General features: G+C 35.9%; 35 protein-coding genes. 29 read left to right on the forward strand and 6 right to left on the reverse strand.

The window, feature by feature from the left end:
* Window positions 1–53: 53 nt before the first annotated feature.
* The 3 genes from CUU59_RS03210 to CUU59_RS03220 form a co-directional block, all read right to left on the reverse strand.
* Window positions 54–1,238 carry a tyrosine-type recombinase/integrase gene (locus tag CUU59_RS03210; RefSeq protein ID WP_099950561.1) on the reverse strand — a complete coding sequence of 395 codons (1,185 nt, stop codon included), beginning with the start codon at window positions 1,236–1,238 and terminating at the stop codon, window positions 54–56.
* 170 nt (window positions 1,239–1,408) lie between these two features.
* Window positions 1,409–2,377 (reverse strand): Abi family protein, encoded by a 969-nt coding sequence (locus CUU59_RS03215; protein WP_099950562.1) that lies wholly within the window; start codon window positions 2,375–2,377, stop codon window positions 1,409–1,411.
* Window positions 2,378–2,521: 144 nt separating this feature from the next.
* The gene (locus tag CUU59_RS03220) at window positions 2,522–3,127 is read right to left on the reverse strand and encodes a LexA family protein (RefSeq protein ID WP_099950563.1); all 606 of its coding nucleotides are present in this window, start codon (window positions 3,125–3,127) and stop codon (window positions 2,522–2,524) included.
* A 165-nt stretch (window positions 3,128–3,292) separates the two neighbouring features.
* Here CUU59_RS03220 and CUU59_RS03225 point away from each other — a divergent pair, with 165 nt between their 5' ends.
* Entirely contained in the window at window positions 3,293–3,514 is a 222-nt protein-coding gene (locus tag CUU59_RS03225; protein WP_099950564.1) for a DUF739 family protein, read from the forward strand.
* Between the two features lie 68 nt (window positions 3,515–3,582).
* The gene (locus CUU59_RS03230) at window positions 3,583–3,810 is read left to right on the forward strand and encodes a hypothetical protein (RefSeq protein ID WP_099950565.1); all 228 of its coding nucleotides are present in this window, start codon (window positions 3,583–3,585) and stop codon (window positions 3,808–3,810) included.
* On the opposite strand, the gene CUU59_RS03235 is transcribed toward CUU59_RS03230, so the two are convergent.
* The gene (locus CUU59_RS03235; RefSeq protein ID WP_099950566.1) at window positions 3,807–4,238 is read right to left on the reverse strand and encodes a hypothetical protein; all 432 of its coding nucleotides are present in this window, start codon (window positions 4,236–4,238) and stop codon (window positions 3,807–3,809) included. The genes CUU59_RS03230 and CUU59_RS03235 overlap by 4 nt on opposite strands.
* Window positions 4,239–4,291: 53 nt before the next feature.
* On the opposite strand from CUU59_RS03235, the gene CUU59_RS03240 reads away from it, so the two are divergent.
* The 4 genes from CUU59_RS03240 to CUU59_RS03250 are packed head-to-tail and all read left to right on the forward strand — an operon-like array spanning window position 4,292 to window position 5,294.
* Complete coding sequence (locus tag CUU59_RS03240) at window positions 4,292–4,615, forward strand: hypothetical protein (protein ID WP_099950567.1); 324 nt, start codon at window positions 4,292–4,294, stop codon at window positions 4,613–4,615.
* Window positions 4,616–4,623: 8 nt separating this feature from the next.
* Entirely contained in the window at window positions 4,624–4,800 is a 177-nt protein-coding gene (locus tag CUU59_RS08130; protein WP_169922838.1) for a hypothetical protein, read from the forward strand.
* A 16-nt stretch (window positions 4,801–4,816) separates the two neighbouring features.
* Window positions 4,817–5,083: a hypothetical protein gene (locus CUU59_RS03245; RefSeq protein WP_099950568.1), complete on the forward strand. Its 267-nt coding sequence runs from the start codon at window positions 4,817–4,819 to the stop codon at window positions 5,081–5,083.
* Window positions 5,073–5,294: a hypothetical protein gene (locus tag CUU59_RS03250; RefSeq protein WP_099950569.1), complete on the forward strand. Its 222-nt coding sequence runs from the start codon at window positions 5,073–5,075 to the stop codon at window positions 5,292–5,294. The genes CUU59_RS03245 and CUU59_RS03250 overlap by 11 nt, the downstream gene beginning before the upstream one ends.
* A gap of 10 nt (window positions 5,295–5,304) precedes the next feature.
* On the opposite strand, the gene CUU59_RS03255 is transcribed toward CUU59_RS03250, so the two are convergent.
* Window positions 5,305–5,562, reverse strand: coding sequence for a hypothetical protein (locus CUU59_RS03255; protein WP_099950570.1), 258 nt, complete (start codon window positions 5,560–5,562; stop codon window positions 5,305–5,307).
* 120 nt (window positions 5,563–5,682) lie between these two features.
* On the opposite strand from CUU59_RS03255, the gene CUU59_RS03260 reads away from it, so the two are divergent.
* Window positions 5,683–5,868, forward strand: coding sequence for a hypothetical protein (locus CUU59_RS03260; RefSeq protein WP_099950571.1), 186 nt, complete (start codon window positions 5,683–5,685; stop codon window positions 5,866–5,868).
* A 77-nt stretch (window positions 5,869–5,945) separates the two neighbouring features.
* Here the strand turns inward: CUU59_RS03260 and CUU59_RS03265 are convergent, their stop codons facing one another.
* Entirely contained in the window at window positions 5,946–6,137 is a 192-nt protein-coding gene (locus CUU59_RS03265) for a hypothetical protein (RefSeq protein WP_099950572.1), read from the reverse strand.
* Window positions 6,138–6,269: 132 nt separating this feature from the next.
* On the opposite strand from CUU59_RS03265, the gene CUU59_RS03270 reads away from it, so the two are divergent.
* The 22 genes from CUU59_RS03270 (at window position 6,270) to CUU59_RS03355 (ending at window position 18,797) form a co-directional block, all read left to right on the forward strand.
* Window positions 6,270–6,509 (forward strand): hypothetical protein, encoded by a 240-nt coding sequence (locus CUU59_RS03270; RefSeq protein ID WP_099950573.1) that lies wholly within the window; start codon window positions 6,270–6,272, stop codon window positions 6,507–6,509.
* Window positions 6,510–6,511: 2 nt separating this feature from the next.
* Window positions 6,512–6,778: a helix-turn-helix transcriptional regulator gene (locus tag CUU59_RS03275; protein WP_099950574.1), complete on the forward strand. Its 267-nt coding sequence runs from the start codon at window positions 6,512–6,514 to the stop codon at window positions 6,776–6,778.
* Window positions 6,779–6,783: 5 nt separating this feature from the next.
* Window positions 6,784–7,020, forward strand: coding sequence for a hypothetical protein (locus tag CUU59_RS03280; protein WP_099950575.1), 237 nt, complete (start codon window positions 6,784–6,786; stop codon window positions 7,018–7,020).
* A complete protein-coding gene (locus CUU59_RS08135; RefSeq protein WP_169922839.1) occupies window positions 7,020–7,175 on the forward strand; it encodes a hypothetical protein in 156 nt (51 codons plus the stop codon). Before CUU59_RS03280 ends, CUU59_RS08135 begins: the two co-directional genes overlap by 1 nt.
* Window positions 7,168–7,518 carry a glucosaminidase domain-containing protein gene (locus CUU59_RS03285; protein WP_099950576.1) on the forward strand — a complete coding sequence of 117 codons (351 nt, stop codon included), beginning with the start codon at window positions 7,168–7,170 and terminating at the stop codon, window positions 7,516–7,518. Before CUU59_RS08135 ends, CUU59_RS03285 begins: the two co-directional genes overlap by 8 nt.
* Entirely contained in the window at window positions 7,500–7,673 is a 174-nt protein-coding gene (locus CUU59_RS08140; RefSeq protein ID WP_169922840.1) for a hypothetical protein, read from the forward strand. Before CUU59_RS03285 ends, CUU59_RS08140 begins: the two co-directional genes overlap by 19 nt.
* A 10-nt stretch (window positions 7,674–7,683) precedes the next feature.
* Window positions 7,684–7,869, forward strand: a complete 186-nt coding sequence (locus tag CUU59_RS03290; protein ID WP_099950577.1) for a hypothetical protein — start codon at window positions 7,684–7,686, stop codon at window positions 7,867–7,869.
* Between the two features lie 26 nt (window positions 7,870–7,895).
* A complete protein-coding gene (locus CUU59_RS08145; RefSeq protein WP_169922841.1) occupies window positions 7,896–8,063 on the forward strand; it encodes a hypothetical protein in 168 nt (55 codons plus the stop codon).
* An 8-nt stretch (window positions 8,064–8,071) separates the two neighbouring features.
* On the forward strand, window positions 8,072–8,671 hold the full coding sequence (locus CUU59_RS03295) for a host-nuclease inhibitor Gam family protein (protein WP_099950578.1): 600 nt from the start codon (window positions 8,072–8,074) through the stop codon (window positions 8,669–8,671).
* An 11-nt stretch (window positions 8,672–8,682) separates the two neighbouring features.
* Entirely contained in the window at window positions 8,683–9,351 is a 669-nt protein-coding gene (locus tag CUU59_RS03300; RefSeq protein WP_099950579.1) for a hypothetical protein, read from the forward strand.
* A 19-nt stretch (window positions 9,352–9,370) separates the two neighbouring features.
* Entirely contained in the window at window positions 9,371–10,129 is a 759-nt protein-coding gene (locus tag CUU59_RS03305) for a hypothetical protein (RefSeq protein ID WP_099950580.1), read from the forward strand.
* A 65-nt stretch (window positions 10,130–10,194) separates the two neighbouring features.
* Window positions 10,195–11,049 carry a Lin1244/Lin1753 domain-containing protein gene (locus tag CUU59_RS03310; protein WP_099950581.1) on the forward strand — a complete coding sequence of 285 codons (855 nt, stop codon included), beginning with the start codon at window positions 10,195–10,197 and terminating at the stop codon, window positions 11,047–11,049.
* Window positions 11,050–11,051: 2 nt separating this feature from the next.
* Entirely contained in the window at window positions 11,052–11,396 is a 345-nt protein-coding gene (locus CUU59_RS03315) for a DUF1064 domain-containing protein (RefSeq protein WP_099950582.1), read from the forward strand.
* 9 nt (window positions 11,397–11,405) lie between these two features.
* Entirely contained in the window at window positions 11,406–11,822 is a 417-nt protein-coding gene (locus tag CUU59_RS03320) for a sigma factor-like helix-turn-helix DNA-binding protein (protein ID WP_099950583.1), read from the forward strand.
* Window positions 11,823–12,027: 205 nt separating this feature from the next.
* Window positions 12,028–12,450 (forward strand): terminase small subunit, encoded by a 423-nt coding sequence (locus CUU59_RS03325; RefSeq protein ID WP_099950584.1) that lies wholly within the window; start codon window positions 12,028–12,030, stop codon window positions 12,448–12,450.
* Window positions 12,443–13,702, forward strand: coding sequence for a PBSX family phage terminase large subunit (locus CUU59_RS03330; protein ID WP_099950585.1), 1,260 nt, complete (start codon window positions 12,443–12,445; stop codon window positions 13,700–13,702). The genes CUU59_RS03325 and CUU59_RS03330 overlap by 8 nt, the downstream gene beginning before the upstream one ends.
* Window positions 13,703–13,711: 9 nt before the next feature.
* Window positions 13,712–15,100 carry a phage portal protein gene (locus tag CUU59_RS03335; protein ID WP_099950586.1) on the forward strand — a complete coding sequence of 463 codons (1,389 nt, stop codon included), beginning with the start codon at window positions 13,712–13,714 and terminating at the stop codon, window positions 15,098–15,100.
* Window positions 15,075–16,640 carry a minor capsid protein gene (locus tag CUU59_RS03340; protein ID WP_099950587.1) on the forward strand — a complete coding sequence of 522 codons (1,566 nt, stop codon included), beginning with the start codon at window positions 15,075–15,077 and terminating at the stop codon, window positions 16,638–16,640. The genes CUU59_RS03335 and CUU59_RS03340 overlap by 26 nt, the downstream gene beginning before the upstream one ends.
* A 6-nt stretch (window positions 16,641–16,646) precedes the next feature.
* Window positions 16,647–16,820, forward strand: coding sequence for a hypothetical protein (locus CUU59_RS08150; protein WP_169922842.1), 174 nt, complete (start codon window positions 16,647–16,649; stop codon window positions 16,818–16,820).
* A 100-nt stretch (window positions 16,821–16,920) separates the two neighbouring features.
* Complete coding sequence (locus CUU59_RS03345) at window positions 16,921–17,352, forward strand: Panacea domain-containing protein (protein WP_099950588.1); 432 nt, start codon at window positions 16,921–16,923, stop codon at window positions 17,350–17,352.
* On the forward strand, window positions 17,345–18,013 hold the full coding sequence (locus tag CUU59_RS03350) for a hypothetical protein (protein WP_099950589.1): 669 nt from the start codon (window positions 17,345–17,347) through the stop codon (window positions 18,011–18,013). The genes CUU59_RS03345 and CUU59_RS03350 overlap by 8 nt, the downstream gene beginning before the upstream one ends.
* A 244-nt stretch (window positions 18,014–18,257) precedes the next feature.
* Window positions 18,258–18,797, forward strand: a complete 540-nt coding sequence (locus CUU59_RS03355; protein WP_099950590.1) for a phage scaffolding protein — start codon at window positions 18,258–18,260, stop codon at window positions 18,795–18,797.

The following is an 18,797-nucleotide window of genomic DNA, read 5'->3' on the forward strand; positions in this document are numbered from 1 at the left end:
TTGTTGACAATTTTGGGCAATAAAAAAGTGACCATGAAGATCACTTTAATTTTTTATGCTTTCTTGGTTTTTTTAATTGTTATTTCTGGTGTTAAAAATTGACTCATCAATTCACTGGCTTTATTTTTCTTTTCATCTGATAGGTGAGTGTATATATTTGCTGTTGTAGCTATATCTTTGTGTCTCATTAAGCCTGAGACCGTTTTTAAGTCAACTCCAGTTTCAAAGAGTCTAGTAGCAAATGCGTGTCTTAATTGGTGGAAGGTTTTGTGCGGCAGGCCGTTTTCTTCCTGTATTTTATAGAGCCTCCGTCTTAATTTTTTGCAATCAATTATCTTGCCGTTTTCTGAGAAGATAAATGTTTCATCATCTTCTCTATATCTTTCAAAGATCATTGCAATTTGATAGGGAATAGGGACAATAGCTTTTGAGCTACTCGTTTTAGGTGGTGTTATTTGATAGTAATTGGTCCTAGTGCCGTCAGGATTGACTTGTTTTACATAAGATTGCTGCTTATTTATATTTAGTGTGTTATTTTTTAGGTCTTTCCATTGGAGACCTAGTATTTCTCCTTGCCTCAATCCCGTTGCCAAGGCTAATAATATTGCTCTGTCTTCTATTGACGAGGTCAGGGCATTTATTATTATTTGCTGCTCTGTTTGGCTGTAGGTTGGCTTGATTGCTGTATCTTCTTTAGGCAAGGCAACAGTCATTGTTGGATTCAATTGAATTTTTTGCAAGATCATTGCATGTTTGAACATAGCTCTTAATACTCTTAATATAAACTTTCTAGAATGCAAAGATACCATTGGATCATTTGTCTTTGGGTCTATTGATCCATAATTAGCAAATAGCTGCTCAAAGTCTTCAAATCTTAATTTGGTAAGTTGCCTATTCCAAAGGTTGGTGGTTGCAATATGATTTCTTATAAGAGACTCATATCTTTCTAATGTGTTTGCTTTTACTGTTGGGGCCTTAACATTAAAGAGCCAGTAATTGGCAAAGCCCTCTAGGGTTTGTTTATCTGAGTAAATAGACAATTGTGTCCGCCTTGATTTCATATCATTTAACCAATTGATGACCTCGCCTTGCTTGTATGATGACTTTGTTTCCCGTGCTTGCGTGCCGTCTCTGTTGTAACCAAGGGTTATGGATGCCGTGTAATATTTTTTTCCGTTTCTCATCCTAAAGGTGATGGAGCCATCGCCGTTGGCTCTTTTGCTTCTTTTTTTCGTCATTATTATTTTCTCCTTTCTTGTATAAAATAATTAATTTTGGTATAATATGTATAGACTTCTGCACACAAAAAGAGCAGGGTCTATACTTTGGGAAGAAGGGCCTTAAATTGTGGTGATTGGTAGGCTCTTCTTTTTTGTTTACAGTCTTATTTTGGTTTTATTTATATTGCTTAAGGTAGTATGTCAGCAATATCACAATTAATCATTGGTTCTGGTATTCCAATTGCTCTTAATAATTTATTATAGTTTTTGGAGTTGATAAACTTATAACTATAAAATATATATATCAGTTTCTTTTTTAGCTCTTCATAAGGTTCTTTATCTAAAAAGTAAACAGATGCTATAAATGCGAATACATCATTTCTGCAAATTCCGTTTAGATTATCCTGTTTGGTTAATTTGAATGGATCATAAAATATCTTATGATATTTTAAAATTTGACCTGAAACTTTAACTGTAAAATTGTATGCTCTATTTGCGTGGGCAGTTCTGTTTCTAAAATATAACACTAATAACATAGCATCTGAAAATAGTTGTTTTAAAGGGGCGTCAACTTCTGCTGGGTTAATGTCCAATATACTTGATATAACTTTTGTTTTAATGTCGCTTTTTGACAACTTGTATAGATAATACACATTGCCAAAAGTAGCTCTTGAAAACAAGATCCATGGTGGTACATTATTATATTTTTTTCTGTAATGTTGTATCGGTTGAATATCTTCGTTAAGCAATTTATTAAATATTTTTATAGTCTCATCCCTTTGCCATCTATTATTTCCTAAGTTTTTACCAGTGGAATAATTTGTTTTTTTAAGATATTCATTTTCTTTTTCTCCGTATTTTTCAGCTATAAAGTAAGCCAAATTTGTTTTGAAAGTTCTTTCGATATCAAGGCAGGCATAAAAAAATCCTTGGCTTAAAATTTTATCAACTTTAAATAAAGTTTCTAGATCTATGAAATTTGTACCATCTAAAAAATCATTTGAATTTTCCTTAAGGAAAAAGTCTTTGTAACCATTGATTATGTTGTAGTATCCATTTTTCATGAGTGATTTAGAAGCGTACTTTGAATCTACTATCATCTTTCTAGATCTAAGAATTTCAATTTGTTCATCAATTGTTTTAAAAGGTTTATTCATTTTATCTCCTATTTAAGAAACAAAAAAGCCCTAACATGATGCTAGGGCTTAATTGTAACCAAAAAGCTTGGTTCCTTTCCTTTGTACTTATAGTATACCCTAGAATTATTAATTTGTCAACATATTTTTTAAATTTTATTCCTCTCATTCCACTTTGTGATAAATACCTACTAGCTCGCCCAAGATTAGGAAGTTATCCGTGGTAATTGGTGAATAGGTGGGGTTGGAGGGTTGGAGGATTGCGTGGTCTTCTTTGACATAGACTCGTTTTAGCATGACTTCATTGGTGGTTTTTAGGAGGACTGCTGCGATTTTTCCATTGTCGACGGCATGGGTGGACCTAAGAAAGGCCATGTCGCCGTCTTGGATTTTGTCGCCGCTCATGGAGTCGCCTTCGACTTTTACAACGAAGTCGGCTCTTTTTATTTCAGGGTCAGCTATAAAATATCCCTCGTAGTTTTCTTCGCAAAATATCCCGTCTCCTGCACAGATCGTGCCTAGGATTGGAATTTTTTTCACTGAGTCTGGAATTTTTACGCTTGGATTAGTCAAATCAAGTCCCATAATATAAATTGGAGAAACACCAAAAATATTTGCTAATTTTTCAATGGTGGATTGTTTCATGTTTGCGATTTCGCCTTTTTCATATTTATATATAGTAGCATGAGATACACCTAACTTATCTCCAAGCTCTTCCAATGTCATATTATTATTTTGTCTTAATTGTCTTAATCTATCTCCTGTATTCATTTTTAACCTCCTTCGTTAAATACGATTATAACAGTTTAACTTTTAAATTACAAGCAATTGACTTTAAAATTTAAAAAATTTTTTATTATTTTTAAAAATTGACTTGACAAGTTAAAAATGATGTTGTATAATTGACTTATAAAGTTAAAAGAAGGAGGGAAAAATATGTGTAGAGAGTGTAGAGAGCTTAAAGCAAAAATGTACTTAGCAAATGAAACTCAAAGAGATCTCGCTAATTTCCTTGGAATATCTGAAAGCAATATGAATTTAAAATTAAATGGCAAAGCTGAATTTACCAGAGGAGAAATGAATCAAATAATTTATAGGTATGATTTATCAGACAGTGAAATAAGAGAATATTTTTTTAAGGAAAATTTGACTTTATAAGTTAAACTTTAATATGCATCTTAACTTAAAAAGTTAAAATCACCACACAAAGAATTACAGGAGGAGTTATGGATAAGGACAAGCGGGGGTTACTTGTAAGGGTTATGGAGTTTTTGACGGACAAGCCTATTAGGATGGTTGTTTTGAATATTTTCTTTTATTCAGCTATTGTTTTCGCCATTATTTTTGGCAGTGGGAGTATTAGAGTTCATTTATTTATTCTTTTGGCTTTGTGTTTGTTGGGTTCCTTGTATTTTGCCTATGTTGGTCTTAGAGATAGGGAACAAGACTCTTAATTCTTGGTTAATTTCTGTTTGCTTATTTCCATAAAGATTTTTACGGATATTGTGAACAATGGTATAAAGGCAACTATGTCTAATATTTGTTCAAATTGTTCTATTGTTAGTGTATTCATCATTGCAAATAGTAGGGATATTACAGATGTGATTTTTGTAAGGCCTAGTTTGTCTAGTTCGTTTAATGTTTTTGCTTTTACTTTCTTTGTAGTCATAAAGTATGGTGTTGAAACAACTAGGCATACAAATAATGACAATGTGAATACGAGCGAGAAATTTAAGATTAGTTCCAACAGGTTGATTTCCAATAGTTGTTTAAAGAATGTGTTGTTTCCTGATTTTGTTGAGACGAGTATTCCAACTGTTGTTGAAACGATTGCATAGTAAATTAGAAATTTTAGCGGTGCTTTATCTGTTGATTTATTCATTTTTTTCACCTCCTTGTACTTATTATAGCACAAGGGGTGGGTTAGGAGGAGTTATGAAGAAAGAATTTATGGATGATGGGTTTTTGATTAAGGATGTTATGGACACCACGGTAGAGATTATTGAGAGGGCTTTTGCTAATCCAGATCTTGTGGATGAGTTTAAGGGTCCTGATGGGGGCAGAGAGCTGCTTTTCAATATGATTTTCATTAGGAGTTTGGGTGAGGTCATTGGCTTTTATGAGTTTATGTACGGGGTTAGTCCAAAGCTTGTTGCAGATTTGCCAACAGGGGACTTACTCAATAGTTTTAGGAAAATCATTGATGGGATTGATGAGACTTTTAAGGCAAAGGATAAGGAGCTTGAGGCTGTTAAGTAGGAGGGGTTATGAAGATTTCAGAAAAGGATGTTGATACTCTTTTGGAGATTAGAAGGAAGTTGTCTCAAGATGATTGGGATTTTATTAATCGTGTTATATGTACGACCATCAATGCCAGAACTAGGTCTGAATTAACTGATTCTGAGATTGATGGCATATCCAAGCATCTAAAGGGTTTTATTTAGTTATGAGGTTTAGCTGATGATTGATTTGAGGATTTTATGTCTGGAGATTGAGTTTGAGGGTAGGAGATTTTTTATTCCTATCAGGAAGCGGTTGAACAGGCTTGAGGTTATTAGTTTGTCGGAGCTTGATGATGGTGGCGGGTGCAAGCCTATTGATTTTAAGTATGTAAATCGAACGCCCTTTACTTTTAGGAATGTGTGTTGGGCGGTCGCTTATAACTTAAAGAAGTTCTTCAAGTTCTTGTTTGCCAAGGTTGGTTTTAGGAGGAGTTATGAATTTTAAGGATGTTGTTAATTTAAAGAAATCAGGAGATGAGGCTGGTAAGGACTTTTTGATTAATCAATTTGCAGAAAATCCTGCGGCTTGGCTTTTGTTTTGGGCTTTAAATTCAAATGATTTTTTTGAAAGGGATAGGTTCGATGTGTTAGTTAATATTTTACTCAATTATGAGAAGTTAAGTACGCCTATTCGTATGTATGAGGGCGATAATTAGCCCTCACTTTTTAAGATATTTCAGCTGATGGATTTTTAATTATGAGCGATTGCACTTCAATTAGCTTTGTGAAGTCTAGGTCTTTTGTGGTTGTGTAGAATTGACCTATTTCTGAACTTATTAGCACTTTATAGACTGTTGAAGTTGTTTCATCAAAAGATAAGGGTTTTTGCTCTTTTTCTTCACTGAAATATCCGATGTATTTGATATTTTGTTGGTCAAGTTTGTTTAGTAGACTGTTCAAAATATCTGCAGATATTTTAATCATTTTTATCACCTCCTTATTTTTATTATAGCACTAAATAGCTTTCTGGGATTGTCCACATAAAGTGGACGCTACAATGATTTTAATCGCTATTTAATGCTGGGGGGTAGGTTAGGAGGAGTTATGAGTAGGGCAAGTGAATTAAGTAATTTAATGCTTATGTATGATAAAAAGAGGAGCCAGCTGGAAGCTGAGCTTATGTATACGAGTGATAGTTATGAGAGGTCAATCTTGGAGTCAAGGATTGCTGGACTGTCAGATGAGATTGCTAGGGTCGATAGGGATCTGATGTATGAGGTGGGGGTTTAGGATGGAAGATTGCAAGTGCAAGGATTTATGTAGTCGCTTGGACGAGTTAGAGAAAAAGGTCCAAGCGATTGAAGAGGCTATTTCTTCTCTTCAGAGTGAGCGATTAGATATTGGCCAAGTTGAGTGTCATATTGCTCAAGGACTTGAAGAAGCATTGAAGCAGTTAGGTTGATTACAAGCTCTGGGATTTGGTTTTTAGGATTAGCTTGTTTAATCTTTTTAACTTGATCTTCAAGGACTTGGCTGACAATTTGTTTGGTATCAATCATTTTTATCACCTCCTTGGTTATATTATAGCATTAAATAGCTTTCTGGGATTGTCCACATAAAGTGGACGCTACAATGATTTTAATCGCTATTTATTGCTTGGGGGTGTACATAAAATTTAAGGAGGATTGGTTATGGATTTTAAAGTTGATGAATTTTTTAAAGAGATAGACAGTGTGGCTTTTACACACCACGGTTATTATTGCAAGCACTGCGGCGAAGAGATTTATGTTAAAAACCTAGGCTCTGGCATCTGTGCTATCAGGTGCAAGGGCCAGGCAGGTTTTCATATTGTAAGGGCTGACTCAGTCTTTGAGGCTGAAGAGCTTTATGGAGATAAGAAGTTTGCAAATTGTGAGAGTTTTGGGAGGTAGTTATGAACGCTTTTGATTACAAGGATTTAAATCTTAAATTCGTAAAGCCTGATCCTGAAAAGGACCAAGAGCTTGATCTAAATATGCCAGCTCTCTTGGATCCAGTTCAACTGGCTGAGTATCTTGGGATTGGCGAGAGGGCAGCAAGGAATATTATGAAGAGGCAAGGTTTTCCAAAAGTATTGGTTGGGACTAGGCACAAAGCAATTTTACACTTGGTAGATGATTGGCTAGCCAGTCAAATTAATCAGGATATTACAAGGGGGTAAGTGATATGACAATGACAAAGAGCATGAGAGGGGCATTAAAAAGGATTTTTATATTTGGGACCTTGGCCCTATTAACAATGGTGATTTATAGTGGGTCTTATAATTTTTGGTTAAATTATATGCTGCCGCTGACATTTATAGTTTTAACAATACTTAACTGGGCAAGCCTTGAGCTAATGGGTGAGAGGCAAGAGCAAAGGCTAGATAAGTCAGCTCTTAGCCCTATAAAAGAGGTTAAGTAATGGACGATAGGATATCAAAGGCCTTAGGATTATTGGCCAAATTAAAGAAGCATTTGACCAAGCAGGAGTACAAGACTTTTGCAGGGCAAATTAAGGCTGGAGATATTAAGGGTGCAGCCAAGGGCCTTGAAAGGGTTTTAGATATCAATGGTTAAGGTTCAAATAATATGTGCTGCCCTGTCGATGTTATTCTCAAAGCCTACTCACGACTTCAGCATTTGTGAGGGTTATGGAATTGATCCTGACTTTGCAAAGGCTGTGGCTGTAGTAGAGAGTGGATGGGGGCATGATAGTAGAAGGGCAAGGGTTGATAAGAACTTATTTGGTATGTATGGGAAATCTTTTGACAGTGTAAACCAAGGCATCCATTATTGGTGCAGGCTGATTAAGACGAAATACCCAAAAGATATCAACAGTATAGCGAGGAAATATTGCCAACCGAATAGTGAGGAATGGGCGGCAAAGGTTAGGAGGATAATGTGGAAGCTAAAGAATTGACAGCAGAAGAAAAACAAAGAAACTTGTACAAAACTATTGTGAGATTAGCAAAAAAAGGAAGAACAAAGACTGTAAACGGCACAAAATATAAAGAGATTAAATGCTGGTTGCCTATTGAAGTAATCCCAGAAATTGAGGGATGGGCGGAAAAGTAAGGAGGATAATATGAAAGCTGAAAAGCAAAAAATATACATTCTTTATGACTGGATTGATGATGAGGTGATAATGGTTAGTTTTGATAAAAACTCAATTTTTGCAAAAGTCGGTCAAGATGCTATGACTGGAGTCGATATTAACGATTATTGTTTAAAGAGTGCATTTATATCAGATTTAAATGATGAATGCTTATAGAGTTGAGTAAAACGGAGTAGAGTTGAGTGAGTAAACAAAGGGATATTTACACGGAGATTGCTTTGAGGCAATTGAAGTTTCAAAGGCAGATTGACGAAGAGAGGCGGACTGGGAGACGATTTTACACGAAAGACGGTGAAATGCTTTTTAACAGTCCAAGCAAGGAAAAATTAAAAGTGAAGAAAAAGAGATAGGAGGAATTATGGAAGACAGAGTTGAATTAATTGAATTGACAGATGACATGGACCTAGAATTTTTAGGCCTTGACTGCGACGGCGATTGCGAAGACTGCGATTGCCAAGAAGAAAAAGAAGAGCAGCAAGCTTTTATTATTGATGATGATAAAAAGGCAAGCTGGGCTTTAAAAAAATATAAGCTGCTTGAGATTGAAGAGGAGCGAAAGAAGAATTTGGTCAAGGATGAAATTGACAGATTAAAATTCTGGCTGGATCAAGAACAAGAAAAAATTGAAAAAAGAAAGGCTTTTCTTTCCCAAAGTTTAAGCGGATATCTTTACCAATTGAGAAAAGATAATCCTAAAGCAAAAATTGATACACCATTTGGTGCGGTCACCACACGCAAACAACAAGCCAAATGGACATACGATGATGAGACGGTTATTAAGTTTTTGCACCAAGCAGAAATGAACGAATTTATAAGAGTTAAAGAGGAAGTTGAAAAGACTCCACTTAAAAAGGCCCTCAAGGTAGTAGATGGTAAGGCATATACAGAGGCTGGCGAAGAGGTCGAGGGCATAACAGTCACAGACCAAGGCGAAGCTTTGAGTATAAAGACGATATAGGAGATGGCGAGATGTTAACATATAAAGAACTACAAGAGATTTTAGAAAAATATGATCTATATATACAAAGGCTTGATTATGATTATGCGATTTGTGATAAAGACAAGAATATAATTGCCACTGTGAGCAGAAAGGATAAATCCAAATTTAAGGTTTCTTTTTCGTTTAGCAATTATGCAAAAGAATGGAGCATGGATGATACCGAGGAGATTGCATGGGCTATTAGCCAATTTGCCTGCTCACCTATAGACGAAAGAGATATCCAGCAAAATTACTATATAAGGAATTTTAAGACTGGAAATTATTTGAAGCGGATACCTACTCCTAGGGGTGGACATACTTTCATCAAATACACTAGCGAAAGAGATATATTTACCGAAGAAGAAGCGGAGAAAATAGAAGAAGAATTTTCGGCTAAACTTGAAAAGATTAAAGTTCAAGATGATATTGGCCTTATAACAAAGTGGAGAAAGCTATATATGGTTACTGCTGACACTTATGATGGCGACTATGATGACCATGGAGCAGAGATTTGTTTCTTTGGAGTTTATGGAACAGAAAAAATGGCCAGGGAGCGAGTAGAGTTTTTAAAAGGTATTGGCCACCGTTATGCCAAGTACAGAGAAGTTAGGCTTAATGCCAATGAATATGAATATTTAGGTGGATATATAGACGATTAATTAAATTAAGGAGGATATTATGGATAATAACATTATGATAGTTGAAGGTTTTGACGCTAATGCACTTAGCGGTCAATTACAACAAATTACGAAGTTTCAACAAGCTGTGCAAAATCAGTTTCAACAAAATATGGACTATGGAGTTATACCAGGGACTAGCAAGCCAACACTTTTAAAGCCAGGGGCAGAAAAAATTGTTATGCTTCTTGGTTTAAAGAGTCATTTTGAAATCGTAGAAAGCACTAGGGATTTTGAAAACGGCTTTTTCCAATACCAAATCAAGTGTAAATTGATAAAAAACATTGATGGCCAAGATGAGGTCATAACAGAGGGCCTTGGTTCGTGCAACACAATGGAACGTAAGTATCAAAAATCAAGTCCTTATGATTTAGATAACACTGTTTTAAAGATGGCAAAGAAGAGGGCCCTGGTGGATGCTGCTTTAATGGTTGGGTCTTTATCAAATGTCTTTACTCAAGATATTGAAGACATGGACCTACAAGGCAACACTTATTCAAATGCACAAAGGTATTATACGGATAATGACGGGACAATTTCTCAAGCACAGGCAAAGAGAATGTTTGCCATTGCCAAGGGTGATAGTAACCTTGTTAAGGCTGTTATGGAAAGATATGGATATAAGGGTTCATCATCTGATGTTAAAAAGACTGACTACAATAAGATTTGTGATGAAATTGAAGCAGGGGTCAAGGCTATTGAAGATGATTTAAAGAACTTGAACCAATCTATGGCTGACGAAGAAAAGACGGAGATCTAATCGGTCTTTTAAATATATGCAAGGTGCGTTTTTAAGCGTGCCTTGCTCTCCAAGAGGAGATTGTTATGGAAAAGAATATACAGGGTTATTTTTCTCACGATAGCAATGCTAGGAATGATACCAAGATTTTAAATCTTAGGGCCAAGCTTGGTGCTGAGGGATATGGAATATATTTCATGCTGCTAGAAAGATTAAGAGAGGACTCTGACTACATGAGTGTCACTGATTATAATGCTATAGCCTTTGACCTTCGTGTAGATGCAGGGAAAGTAAAATCTGTCGTTGAAGATTTTGGGTTATTTGCTTTCACCGAAGATGGTGCGTGCTTCTACTCCGAAAGCTTCCGCAGAAGAATGTCTCTTAAAGATAATAAGGCAAATGAAATTTCAGAAAAAAGAAGAAAAGCCGCCAACAAAAGATGGCAAGGCGAAAAAGAAAAACAAGAAAATATTGAAAATCAAGGTCAAGAATGCAAAAGCAATGCAAGTGCAATGCAAATGCATGCAAAAAACATGCAAAACGATGCTAAGAAAAGAAAAGAAAAGAAAAGTAAAGAAAATAAAAGTAAAACATACACACACAGAGATATTATTATGCAAAAAATTAATGAATACACACAGAGCAAAGAACTTATTGATTGTTTGTGTATGTTTGTAGATTTAAGATTTAAGAGAAACAAGCCTTTTGATGAGGCTAGCTTTGAGCTATTCTTAAAACAGCTTGACACTATGAGTAAGGGCAAGGATGAGGATAAAATCATTATGCTTAGAAATGCATTGATGAATGGGTGGGAGAATATTTATCCACTAAAGGCAAGTGATAAGGCCAAGATGGGTAGCTTTGATTACTCAGACAAAAGGCAGACTGACGGCATGAGCGATGAAGAGCTTGACGAGCTTTTAAGGTACAAGGGAGATTGAGTATGAGATACAGCAAATACAATGCCAAGAAGGTTGAGATCGATGGCATCCCTTTTGATAGCATGAAAGAGGCTGCTAGATACAAAGAGCTAAAGCTATTAGAGAGGGCTAAAGAAATTACGGACCTTGAGCTGCAGCCTAAGTTTGTACTACTTGATAGCTTTTACTATGATGGCAAGAAAGAGCGTGAGATCTCTTATGTTGCTGACTTTAAGTATTTTGATAAGGCTAAAAGCAAGATCATTGTTGAAGATGTCAAAGGTTTTAAGACTGATGTCTATAAGATCAAGCGTAAGCTTTTTTTAAGCATGTATTGCGGAGACGGTATTTTATTTATTGAGTCATGAGGGGGTTCTATGGATATTAAGCGTGAGCTGGATTCTATGAGGTACTTAGAGTTTGCCATTAGGTCAAAGAATCGCCAGCTTGAAGAGTTAAAAGAATTAAAGACGAGCATTAGATCTCCCGTTATTACTGGTATGCCTAAGTGCCAGTCCTTTGAGTCTAGAGACAAGCTTGAAGAGCTCTTGGATAAGATTTGCAGGTTAGAGAGGGAAAAGGCAGACGAGATTGAGGAGCTTGTAGACAAAAAAGCCTACTGGTCTGAGCAGTTTAGGGGATTAGATACTGAGGAGTCCACGGTTATGGAAATGAGGTATTTTGAGAGCATGAAGTGGTTCGAGATTGCGGACGAATTGAATTATGGAAATACGGCAATACATAATATTCACCGTAGAGCCCTTGCGAACCTAAAAAAATTAATAAATTCTTAAAAGTGCGTACTAAAATGTACTAAAGTGTATAGAAGTGCACTATCTTTTTGTGGTATTATTAGAGTGGAGAAAGTGAACGAGATGAAATCCATAATTTTCAGAATTTTCATATATCCTCCTAAATTCATTTTAATTTTACGACTGAAAGAAGCACTTACCGTGGTGGGGTGCTTTTTTCATTGCCAAGAGAAAGGTGGTGGTGTATTTGTCAAAGAAATTAACAATTAAACAAAAAAAGTTTGCTGATGAGTACATCATCAGTGGAAATGCAAGCGAAGCTGCAATTAAAGCTGGTTACAAAGAAAGTAGTGCTAGAAGCATTGGAAATGAAAACCTGACAAAACCTGACATTAAATCCTATATAGACGAGAGGATGAAAGAGCTTGACGATAAGAAAATTGCAGAGCAAAAAGAGGTCTTGGCTTTTTATACTTCTGTAATGCGTGGAGAGGTAAGAGAGCCTATGGCTATTTCAAATGGCATGGGCGAAGACATAAAGATGGTTATTCCGAGCGCTGCAACTAGGAAGAGTGCAGCAGATAGCTTGGCAAAAGCACACGGCATGTTTATACAAAAGCTTGAGATTGAGGCTGAGACTGTTGTCATTAAGGATGATATTGATGAGTGAGATTAATGTTAGCCTAAAAGAATTGATCGCGCCTAAGTTTAGAGAGGTCCACAGGGCCATTAAAAAGGGTGATCACACTTATTATGTACTAAAAGGCGGCAGGGGAAGTGGCAAGTCTACTACTGTTGCCATTGAGCTAATCCTAGAGCTTATCAAGTATCCTATAACGATTTTGTGTGTAAGGAAGGTCGGCAACACCTTGGCTGAGAGCTGCTATGAGCAGTTAAAAGAAGCTGTTTCGATGATGAAGCTGGACAGGTATTTTAGATTTAATCAAAGTCCTTTGAGAATTACTTACAAGCCTAGAGGCAACACCATTATATTCAGGGGCGCTGACGATCCATCCAAGATTAAGTCAATCAAGATGAGCAAGTTTCCAATCACAACTTTGTGGATTGAGGAGCTGGCAGAGTTTAAGACCGAGGAAGAAGTCTCATCAATTGAGCAGTCAATTTTAAGGGCGGAGCTTGCAGAGGGTTTGGAGTACAAGATTATTTATTCATACAATCCACCGAAAAGAAGACAGTCTTGGGTCAATAAGAGATTTGAGACTGTCTTTCAGCCAGACAATCTCTATTTGCACAAGTCGACTTACTTGGACAATCCTTATATATCAAAAGCTTTTATTGCTGAGGCTGACCATGTAAAAGAGATGAAACCCTTAAAATACAAGCATGAGTATTTGGGAGAGCCTATTGGCTCTGGTGTAGTGCCTTTTGATAATTTAGTCTTTAGGGAACTGACGGATGCCGAGGTTAAAAACTTTGACAATATCCGTATGGGCCTTGACTGGGGTTATGCTACAGATCCTCTTGCATGTGTGAGGTTACACTATGACAAGACCAGGCGGAGGATTTATATTTTTGATGAGCTGTACAGGGTTAAAATGAGTAACCGTGAAGCAGCAGAAGAGATAAAAAAAAGAGCTTGGACAGATGTTAGGATTATTTGTGACAGTGCCGAGCCTAAGTCCATTGAAGAGATGAGAGGCTATGGCCTGAAATGCGACGGAGCAAAAAAGGGCCAGGGTTCTGTGGAGTACGGAGAGAAATGGCTTGATGATTTAGATGCTATTGTCATTGATCCCAAGAGATGTCCTAATGCTACCAGGGAGTTTGAGAATATCGATTACGACACGGATAAGGACGGCAATGCACTTAATAGGCTGGTGGACAAGGATAATCACATAATAGATGCAGTACGCTATAGCCTAACTCTTGATATGAGGCAGAGCAAATTTTCTTTTGATTAAGGAGTAAAGATGGATATAACAAAATTAAACAAGGATGAATTAATCAAATATATTGAGGCGAAAATTTCAGACTTCCAGCTAACAAGAGAGGCTATGGAGGAGTCAATAAAGTATTATAATTACGAGCAGGATATACTCCTTAAAAAGAGGTGTACAATCGGTAAGGATGGATCAATAAAGACTATTGAAAACCTGCCCAACGCTCGTATTATTGATAACCAATACAAAAAGGCGGTAGACCAAAAGGTCAATTACTTATTTAGCCAGCTGCCCTCTGTTAAGTGTGAAGATGAAAGCTATCAGGAGTTGGTCCAAGAGCTGTACAACAACAAATTCTTGAGGACACTTAATAAGATTGCTCTTGAGAGTTACCTATGTGGAATTTCTTGGATGTATGTGGCCAACGAATCTGGCAAGCTTTCTATGATGAAGATGGACTCGACGGAGATTATCCCAATTTGGTCAGACAGAAACCACGAGAGTATTGAGGCTATTATTAGAGTTTATCAGACGGAAGACTTTAAAGACGGAGCCATCAAGATGGTTGATAAGGTGGCCTTGTACACGAAAGATGATGTTAAAATATTTCTAAGAGATAAAGACTATACAGAGATTAAAGAAGAGGGTTACCTTGAAAAAGATGGGTTAAGATACAGCTTTGGCAAGGTGCCTTTTGTTTATTTTAAGAGCAATTCAAGTGAGATGCCTTTGCTTAAGAGGGTTAAGAGCTTGCAAGATGCTATTAATGCAATATTATCTAATTACTACGACAACATGCTCGAAGACCCAAGGAACTCGATTATAATTTTAAAGAATTATGATGGGGAAGACTTGGGTGAATTTAGACAAAAGCTTGCCCAGTACGGGGCGGTTAAAGTGTCTACTGGTGTTGACGGGGCTGACGGAGATGTTGAGACTTTAGAGGTCCAAGTCAACAGTGAAAATTATAGGCTGATACTTGATTTGCTTAAAGAAAAGTTAATTGAAAATGCTATGGCTTTTGATATGAAGCAGGACAAGACGGGCAATGCTCCAAATGAGCTAAACATTAAGAGCGCCTATTCAGATATGGAATTGGACGCAAATCAAACGGCCCTTGAATTTACTGCAAGCCTTGAACATCTTGAGGGTTTCTTGAAACAAATAAAAGGGATCGATAAGGACGATTTATTGACCACTACAGAGTTTAGAAGAAACCTCATGATAAATGACGAGGCAACTGTTAATATGATTGCTCAAAGTGAGGGCTTATTATCCAGGAAGACTTTACTATCAAGGCATCCATTTGTGGATAATGTTGACGAAGAGCTGAGAGCCTTGGAAGAGGAAGACGAGGAAGAGATGGGCGACTATCTTATAGACGGCGGCGAAGATGAAGAAGCAGGACTACTTCAATAAAAGACTTGAGGCTATGCTCAAGGGAGATATAAGGCGGTCTAAAGTAGCACAGATAAGGATCAAGAGGGGTTACAAGAAAGCCTTTCAGCTGATCGAAGATGATATTGCAAAGTATGTAGCCAGGTTATCAAATGACCTAGAGTTGGACCTTAAGACCTTAAAAAGAAAGATGACCAAGGATGAGATATATGCCCTTGCTTCAAGTTTAGGCAATGAAGAGGATGTTATGTCCAGATATGAGAATTTATCCTATGCTGAGGCAATAAGGCTGGAGATGGTTAAGAATGTTAAAGATATGGCCAAGGAAAATGAGAGCTTGATTTTTGAAAACTTATTCAAGACCTATGAGCACAATTATTACAGTGCATCTTATCTTTTGTATAGGACTATGGATGATTTTTCTTTTACAAAGAGGGTGACGAGAGAGTATTTTGATTGGATGGCAAAAAAGCCGTGGACCTCTGATGGCAAGACTTTTTCTAATAGAATATGGAAGGACCAAGAGACCTTGGTTGATGAGTTATACAAGGAATTTATTGTTGCTGCGACTAGGGGGGCAAACTTCAAAGAAGCCTCTAGGAGAATGTCAAGGAAGATGAATGTTAGCTACAAGAAATGCTTGAGGCTTTTAAACACTGAGGACAGTTTTTTCTCTAACAAGGCAGTTATGGATGCTTACAAGAAAACAACAGCTGATGAGTATATGATACTGGCAACACTTGACAGGCGGACTTGTGAGATATGTGGCAGCCAAGATACCATGCACTATGAGATTAAAGATGCTAAGATTGGTGTAAATATGCCGCCATTTCATCCAAATTGCAGGTGCACAACAACAGTCTATTTTGAAGACGACGACTTGCCAAGCGAAAGAATGATGAGGGATGAAAATGGCAAGAGCGTCAAGACTGATTATATGTCCTATGATGAGTGGAAGAAGAAATATGTAGATGATATTTCAGATGAATTCAAAGATATGACTGTTGAAGAAATTGCCAGGGCTTATGGATATGATCCACTCAAACCATCAAAGGTTGTAAGTGTATTAAGAAAAGAGTCTAAAGGCTGGATTGATAAGTTAACTGATGACGAAAAAAGAGCAATCAATAAATACACATATAACGGGGTTGATAAGGATGGATTGAGATTGTTTGAAAAAATTAATGGGTATCTAGAAGGTAGATATAAGCCAGTTGATAAAAAAGAAGAGATTATGCTGTTAAATAATGCTTCTAACATTGCTGATGGATTATTGAAGAATACATTGAAACATGATATAATCGTATACAGGAATGATATTAATCCAGGCAATTTGGAAGGTACTGTTGAAAAGTTTTTAAGTACATCAGTAACAATGAAAGGCACAACAGGTACTAGACCAAATGTAGCAATTATCATTCCTAGGGGTACAAATGGAGCTTATATTGAAGGTTTAGCTGATGACAAGTTTAAAAAACAGAGAGAGTTTTTACTAAACCAAGATACAGCTTTGAAAAAACTATGTACAAATGATAAAATGTCAATATATATAGTGAGGTGATTTTAAATGAAAGAGGTATTAACGGATAAAAAAGTTGCTGAGATTATTCAAGCAAGATATGACTCGGAAAGTTATCACGAATTAACACCTGAGCAAAAAAAACGAGGGGAAGAAAATAGAAAAAAACTTGATGAGTTTATGAGAAAAAGAAGAGAGCAAAGGGAAAAAGAAGCACACTAAATAGATTTTAGATGTGCTTTTTTAGTACTACAGCAGTATTATTGTATAATATTGCATAATTTTTCGCAGTATGCTATAATTTGATTAAGGAGGAGTGGATATGTATAAGGCTTTAGATATTGCTAGATATATTCTCTATATATATACTCAAATGGGACTACCAATAACTAATTTAAAATTACAAAAAATGCTTTATTTTGTTCAAAGAGAGTCTTTAAGAGTGAATGATGAGGCCATGTTTAAAGAAGTTATTGAAGCTTGGCAGTTTGGCCCAGTTGTTCCTGAAGTTTATTATAGATATGCTGGCTATGGGGGCATGAAAATTGAAGTTTTTGAAGACCCTAAAATCTATATAAATTCAAATGATATTAATTTAATTGATAATGTTATAGAGCGATATAAAAATCAAAATCCTTGGCTCATGGTTGACGAGACCCACTCTAGAGGTCTTGCATGGGATAGAGCTTGTAGCAACTGTCAAAGTTTTTACCATCCAATTATTTCTTTAGAAGAGATTAAAAATTATGGATAATAAAGATAATTTAATATTTGAATTTTTGAACAATATAGCTGATGATGAGAATTTGATTAATAACAATCAATTCAATGTAGAAAGATTAGATATTATATGCAATAAATTAAAAGATATATACTCTGATGATTATAGGCATAAGTATTCTAGTATATTTACATTTATAACGGATATTAATAATAAAGAAAATGCCGAACGGCTTATTAATAATCTTATAAATAATTTGAATTGTATTAATGAATATTTTGAAGAAAAAACATGTAATTTAGATGATGATACTAAAAAATCTTTTAAAAAATTGCTGGATCATGTAAATTTAGATGTATCAAGGATAAACTATCTTAAAGGTTTATTAGATTTATCTAAAAGCAAGTTAGAAGAAGTCAAAAAAGATGCTGTGGAAAATCAAGAAAAATTAAATGAGCAAACAAATATACTTAGTAATAAGGTCGATAGGCACACTTATGATATGATTGGAGTTGCATCATTAATATTCTCTGCTTTTTCACTTATGTCAATTAATGTTACATTGTTTGCAGCTATTTCGAGCAGAGAAGGAATTAGCATCTTGAATATAATACTTTTAACATTCCTATTTAATCTTATTACAGTCACATCTATTTTTGTTATATATAAGATGATTAAAGGTATAGCAAAATAGTAGTATATTTTGTTATATAGAAATATTAAACTAAGGCACAGTGATGTGTCTTTTTTATTGCTTGCAATCGTGAGTTAATTGTGCGAAAAGTTACGAGAAATAGCTATATTGCAAGCTTTAATCGTGAATAATCGTTTAAAAATTAAATAAGTTTTATTAAGTAGTTGTCGACACTCTGTCGATAGCTGCTTTTTAAATATAATCTCGAGACAAAACTCGTAAAAATGTGAAAGGAAGTGTTTTTATGACAAGAGAATTTTTAAAGGGATTGGGTTTAACTGATGAGGCCATCGATAAGGTTATGGCTGAGTATGGCAAGAATATCAATCAGTTAAAGGTTGAGAATGAAGAGCTAAGGGAAAAGTCCAAGGGCATTGACGATTTAGAAAAGACAAAGAAGGACCTGGAGGCTGAGCTTAAAAAGGCAAATGATGATTTAAAGGCATCAGGAGACAAGCTAAAAGAAACCGAGTCAGGCTTTGCCAAGTACAAGAATGATGTCCGTCTTGACAAGGCATTGAAGGGCGCAGGCTTTAAGTCTTCAGATATTGCAAAGAGGCTTATTGATGTGGATAAGCTAAAGTTTGACGACGAGGACAAGATTGAGGGCCTTGATGAAGCCATTGAAGCTCTGAAAAAGTCCAACGCCTATCTTTTTGAAAGTGACGAGTCACAAAATGTAGATGAAGGCAGTGGGTCAATGACTTCACACAAGCCTGAATCAAGTAGCGGCGAGCCAAAATCTATGATGGCAAGCCAGATTGATGATGTTTTTAATAGTTAA

It is taken from the genome of Ezakiella peruensis (assembly GCF_900215725.1).
Classification (GTDB): domain Bacteria; phylum Bacillota; class Clostridia; order Tissierellales; family Peptoniphilaceae; genus Ezakiella; species Ezakiella peruensis.

Excerpts from the sequence above, each read along its gene's own strand:
- CUU59_RS03210 (WP_099950561.1), bottom strand. The coding sequence starts at position 1,238 with ATGACGAAAAAAAGAAGCAAAAGAGCCAACGGCGATGGCTCCATCACC.
- CUU59_RS03215 (WP_099950562.1), bottom strand. The coding sequence starts at position 2,377 with ATGAATAAACCTTTTAAAACAATTGATGAACAAATTGAAATTCTTAGA.
- CUU59_RS03220 (WP_099950563.1), bottom strand. The coding sequence starts at position 3,127 with ATGAATACAGGAGATAGATTAAGACAATTAAGACAAAATAATAATATG.
- CUU59_RS03225 (WP_099950564.1), top strand. The coding sequence starts at position 3,293 with ATGTGTAGAGAGTGTAGAGAGCTTAAAGCAAAAATGTACTTAGCAAAT.
- CUU59_RS03230 (WP_099950565.1), top strand. The coding sequence starts at position 3,583 with ATGGATAAGGACAAGCGGGGGTTACTTGTAAGGGTTATGGAGTTTTTG.
- CUU59_RS03235 (WP_099950566.1), bottom strand. The coding sequence starts at position 4,238 with ATGAATAAATCAACAGATAAAGCACCGCTAAAATTTCTAATTTACTAT.
- CUU59_RS03240 (WP_099950567.1), top strand. The coding sequence starts at position 4,292 with ATGAAGAAAGAATTTATGGATGATGGGTTTTTGATTAAGGATGTTATG.
- CUU59_RS08130 (WP_169922838.1), top strand. The coding sequence starts at position 4,624 with ATGAAGATTTCAGAAAAGGATGTTGATACTCTTTTGGAGATTAGAAGG.
- CUU59_RS03245 (WP_099950568.1), top strand. The coding sequence starts at position 4,817 with ATGATTGATTTGAGGATTTTATGTCTGGAGATTGAGTTTGAGGGTAGG.
- CUU59_RS03250 (WP_099950569.1), top strand. The coding sequence starts at position 5,073 with ATGAATTTTAAGGATGTTGTTAATTTAAAGAAATCAGGAGATGAGGCT.
- CUU59_RS03255 (WP_099950570.1), bottom strand. The coding sequence starts at position 5,562 with ATGATTAAAATATCTGCAGATATTTTGAACAGTCTACTAAACAAACTT.
- CUU59_RS03260 (WP_099950571.1), top strand. The coding sequence starts at position 5,683 with ATGAGTAGGGCAAGTGAATTAAGTAATTTAATGCTTATGTATGATAAA.
- CUU59_RS03265 (WP_099950572.1), bottom strand. The coding sequence starts at position 6,137 with ATGATTGATACCAAACAAATTGTCAGCCAAGTCCTTGAAGATCAAGTT.
- CUU59_RS03270 (WP_099950573.1), top strand. The coding sequence starts at position 6,270 with ATGGATTTTAAAGTTGATGAATTTTTTAAAGAGATAGACAGTGTGGCT.
- CUU59_RS03275 (WP_099950574.1), top strand. The coding sequence starts at position 6,512 with ATGAACGCTTTTGATTACAAGGATTTAAATCTTAAATTCGTAAAGCCT.
- CUU59_RS03280 (WP_099950575.1), top strand. The coding sequence starts at position 6,784 with ATGACAATGACAAAGAGCATGAGAGGGGCATTAAAAAGGATTTTTATA.
- CUU59_RS08135 (WP_169922839.1), top strand. The coding sequence starts at position 7,020 with ATGGACGATAGGATATCAAAGGCCTTAGGATTATTGGCCAAATTAAAG.
- CUU59_RS03285 (WP_099950576.1), top strand. The coding sequence starts at position 7,168 with ATGGTTAAGGTTCAAATAATATGTGCTGCCCTGTCGATGTTATTCTCA.
- CUU59_RS03290 (WP_099950577.1), top strand. The coding sequence starts at position 7,684 with ATGAAAGCTGAAAAGCAAAAAATATACATTCTTTATGACTGGATTGAT.
- CUU59_RS03295 (WP_099950578.1), top strand. The coding sequence starts at position 8,072 with ATGGAAGACAGAGTTGAATTAATTGAATTGACAGATGACATGGACCTA.
- CUU59_RS03300 (WP_099950579.1), top strand. The coding sequence starts at position 8,683 with ATGTTAACATATAAAGAACTACAAGAGATTTTAGAAAAATATGATCTA.
- CUU59_RS03305 (WP_099950580.1), top strand. The coding sequence starts at position 9,371 with ATGGATAATAACATTATGATAGTTGAAGGTTTTGACGCTAATGCACTT.
- CUU59_RS03310 (WP_099950581.1), top strand. The coding sequence starts at position 10,195 with ATGGAAAAGAATATACAGGGTTATTTTTCTCACGATAGCAATGCTAGG.
- CUU59_RS03315 (WP_099950582.1), top strand. The coding sequence starts at position 11,052 with ATGAGATACAGCAAATACAATGCCAAGAAGGTTGAGATCGATGGCATC.
- CUU59_RS03320 (WP_099950583.1), top strand. The coding sequence starts at position 11,406 with ATGGATATTAAGCGTGAGCTGGATTCTATGAGGTACTTAGAGTTTGCC.
- CUU59_RS03330 (WP_099950585.1), top strand. The coding sequence starts at position 12,443 with ATGAGTGAGATTAATGTTAGCCTAAAAGAATTGATCGCGCCTAAGTTT.
- CUU59_RS03335 (WP_099950586.1), top strand. The coding sequence starts at position 13,712 with ATGGATATAACAAAATTAAACAAGGATGAATTAATCAAATATATTGAG.
- CUU59_RS03340 (WP_099950587.1), top strand. The coding sequence starts at position 15,075 with ATGAAGAAGCAGGACTACTTCAATAAAAGACTTGAGGCTATGCTCAAG.
- CUU59_RS08150 (WP_169922842.1), top strand. The coding sequence starts at position 16,647 with ATGAAAGAGGTATTAACGGATAAAAAAGTTGCTGAGATTATTCAAGCA.
- CUU59_RS03345 (WP_099950588.1), top strand. The coding sequence starts at position 16,921 with ATGTATAAGGCTTTAGATATTGCTAGATATATTCTCTATATATATACT.
- CUU59_RS03350 (WP_099950589.1), top strand. The coding sequence starts at position 17,345 with ATGGATAATAAAGATAATTTAATATTTGAATTTTTGAACAATATAGCT.
- CUU59_RS03355 (WP_099950590.1), top strand. The coding sequence starts at position 18,258 with ATGACAAGAGAATTTTTAAAGGGATTGGGTTTAACTGATGAGGCCATC.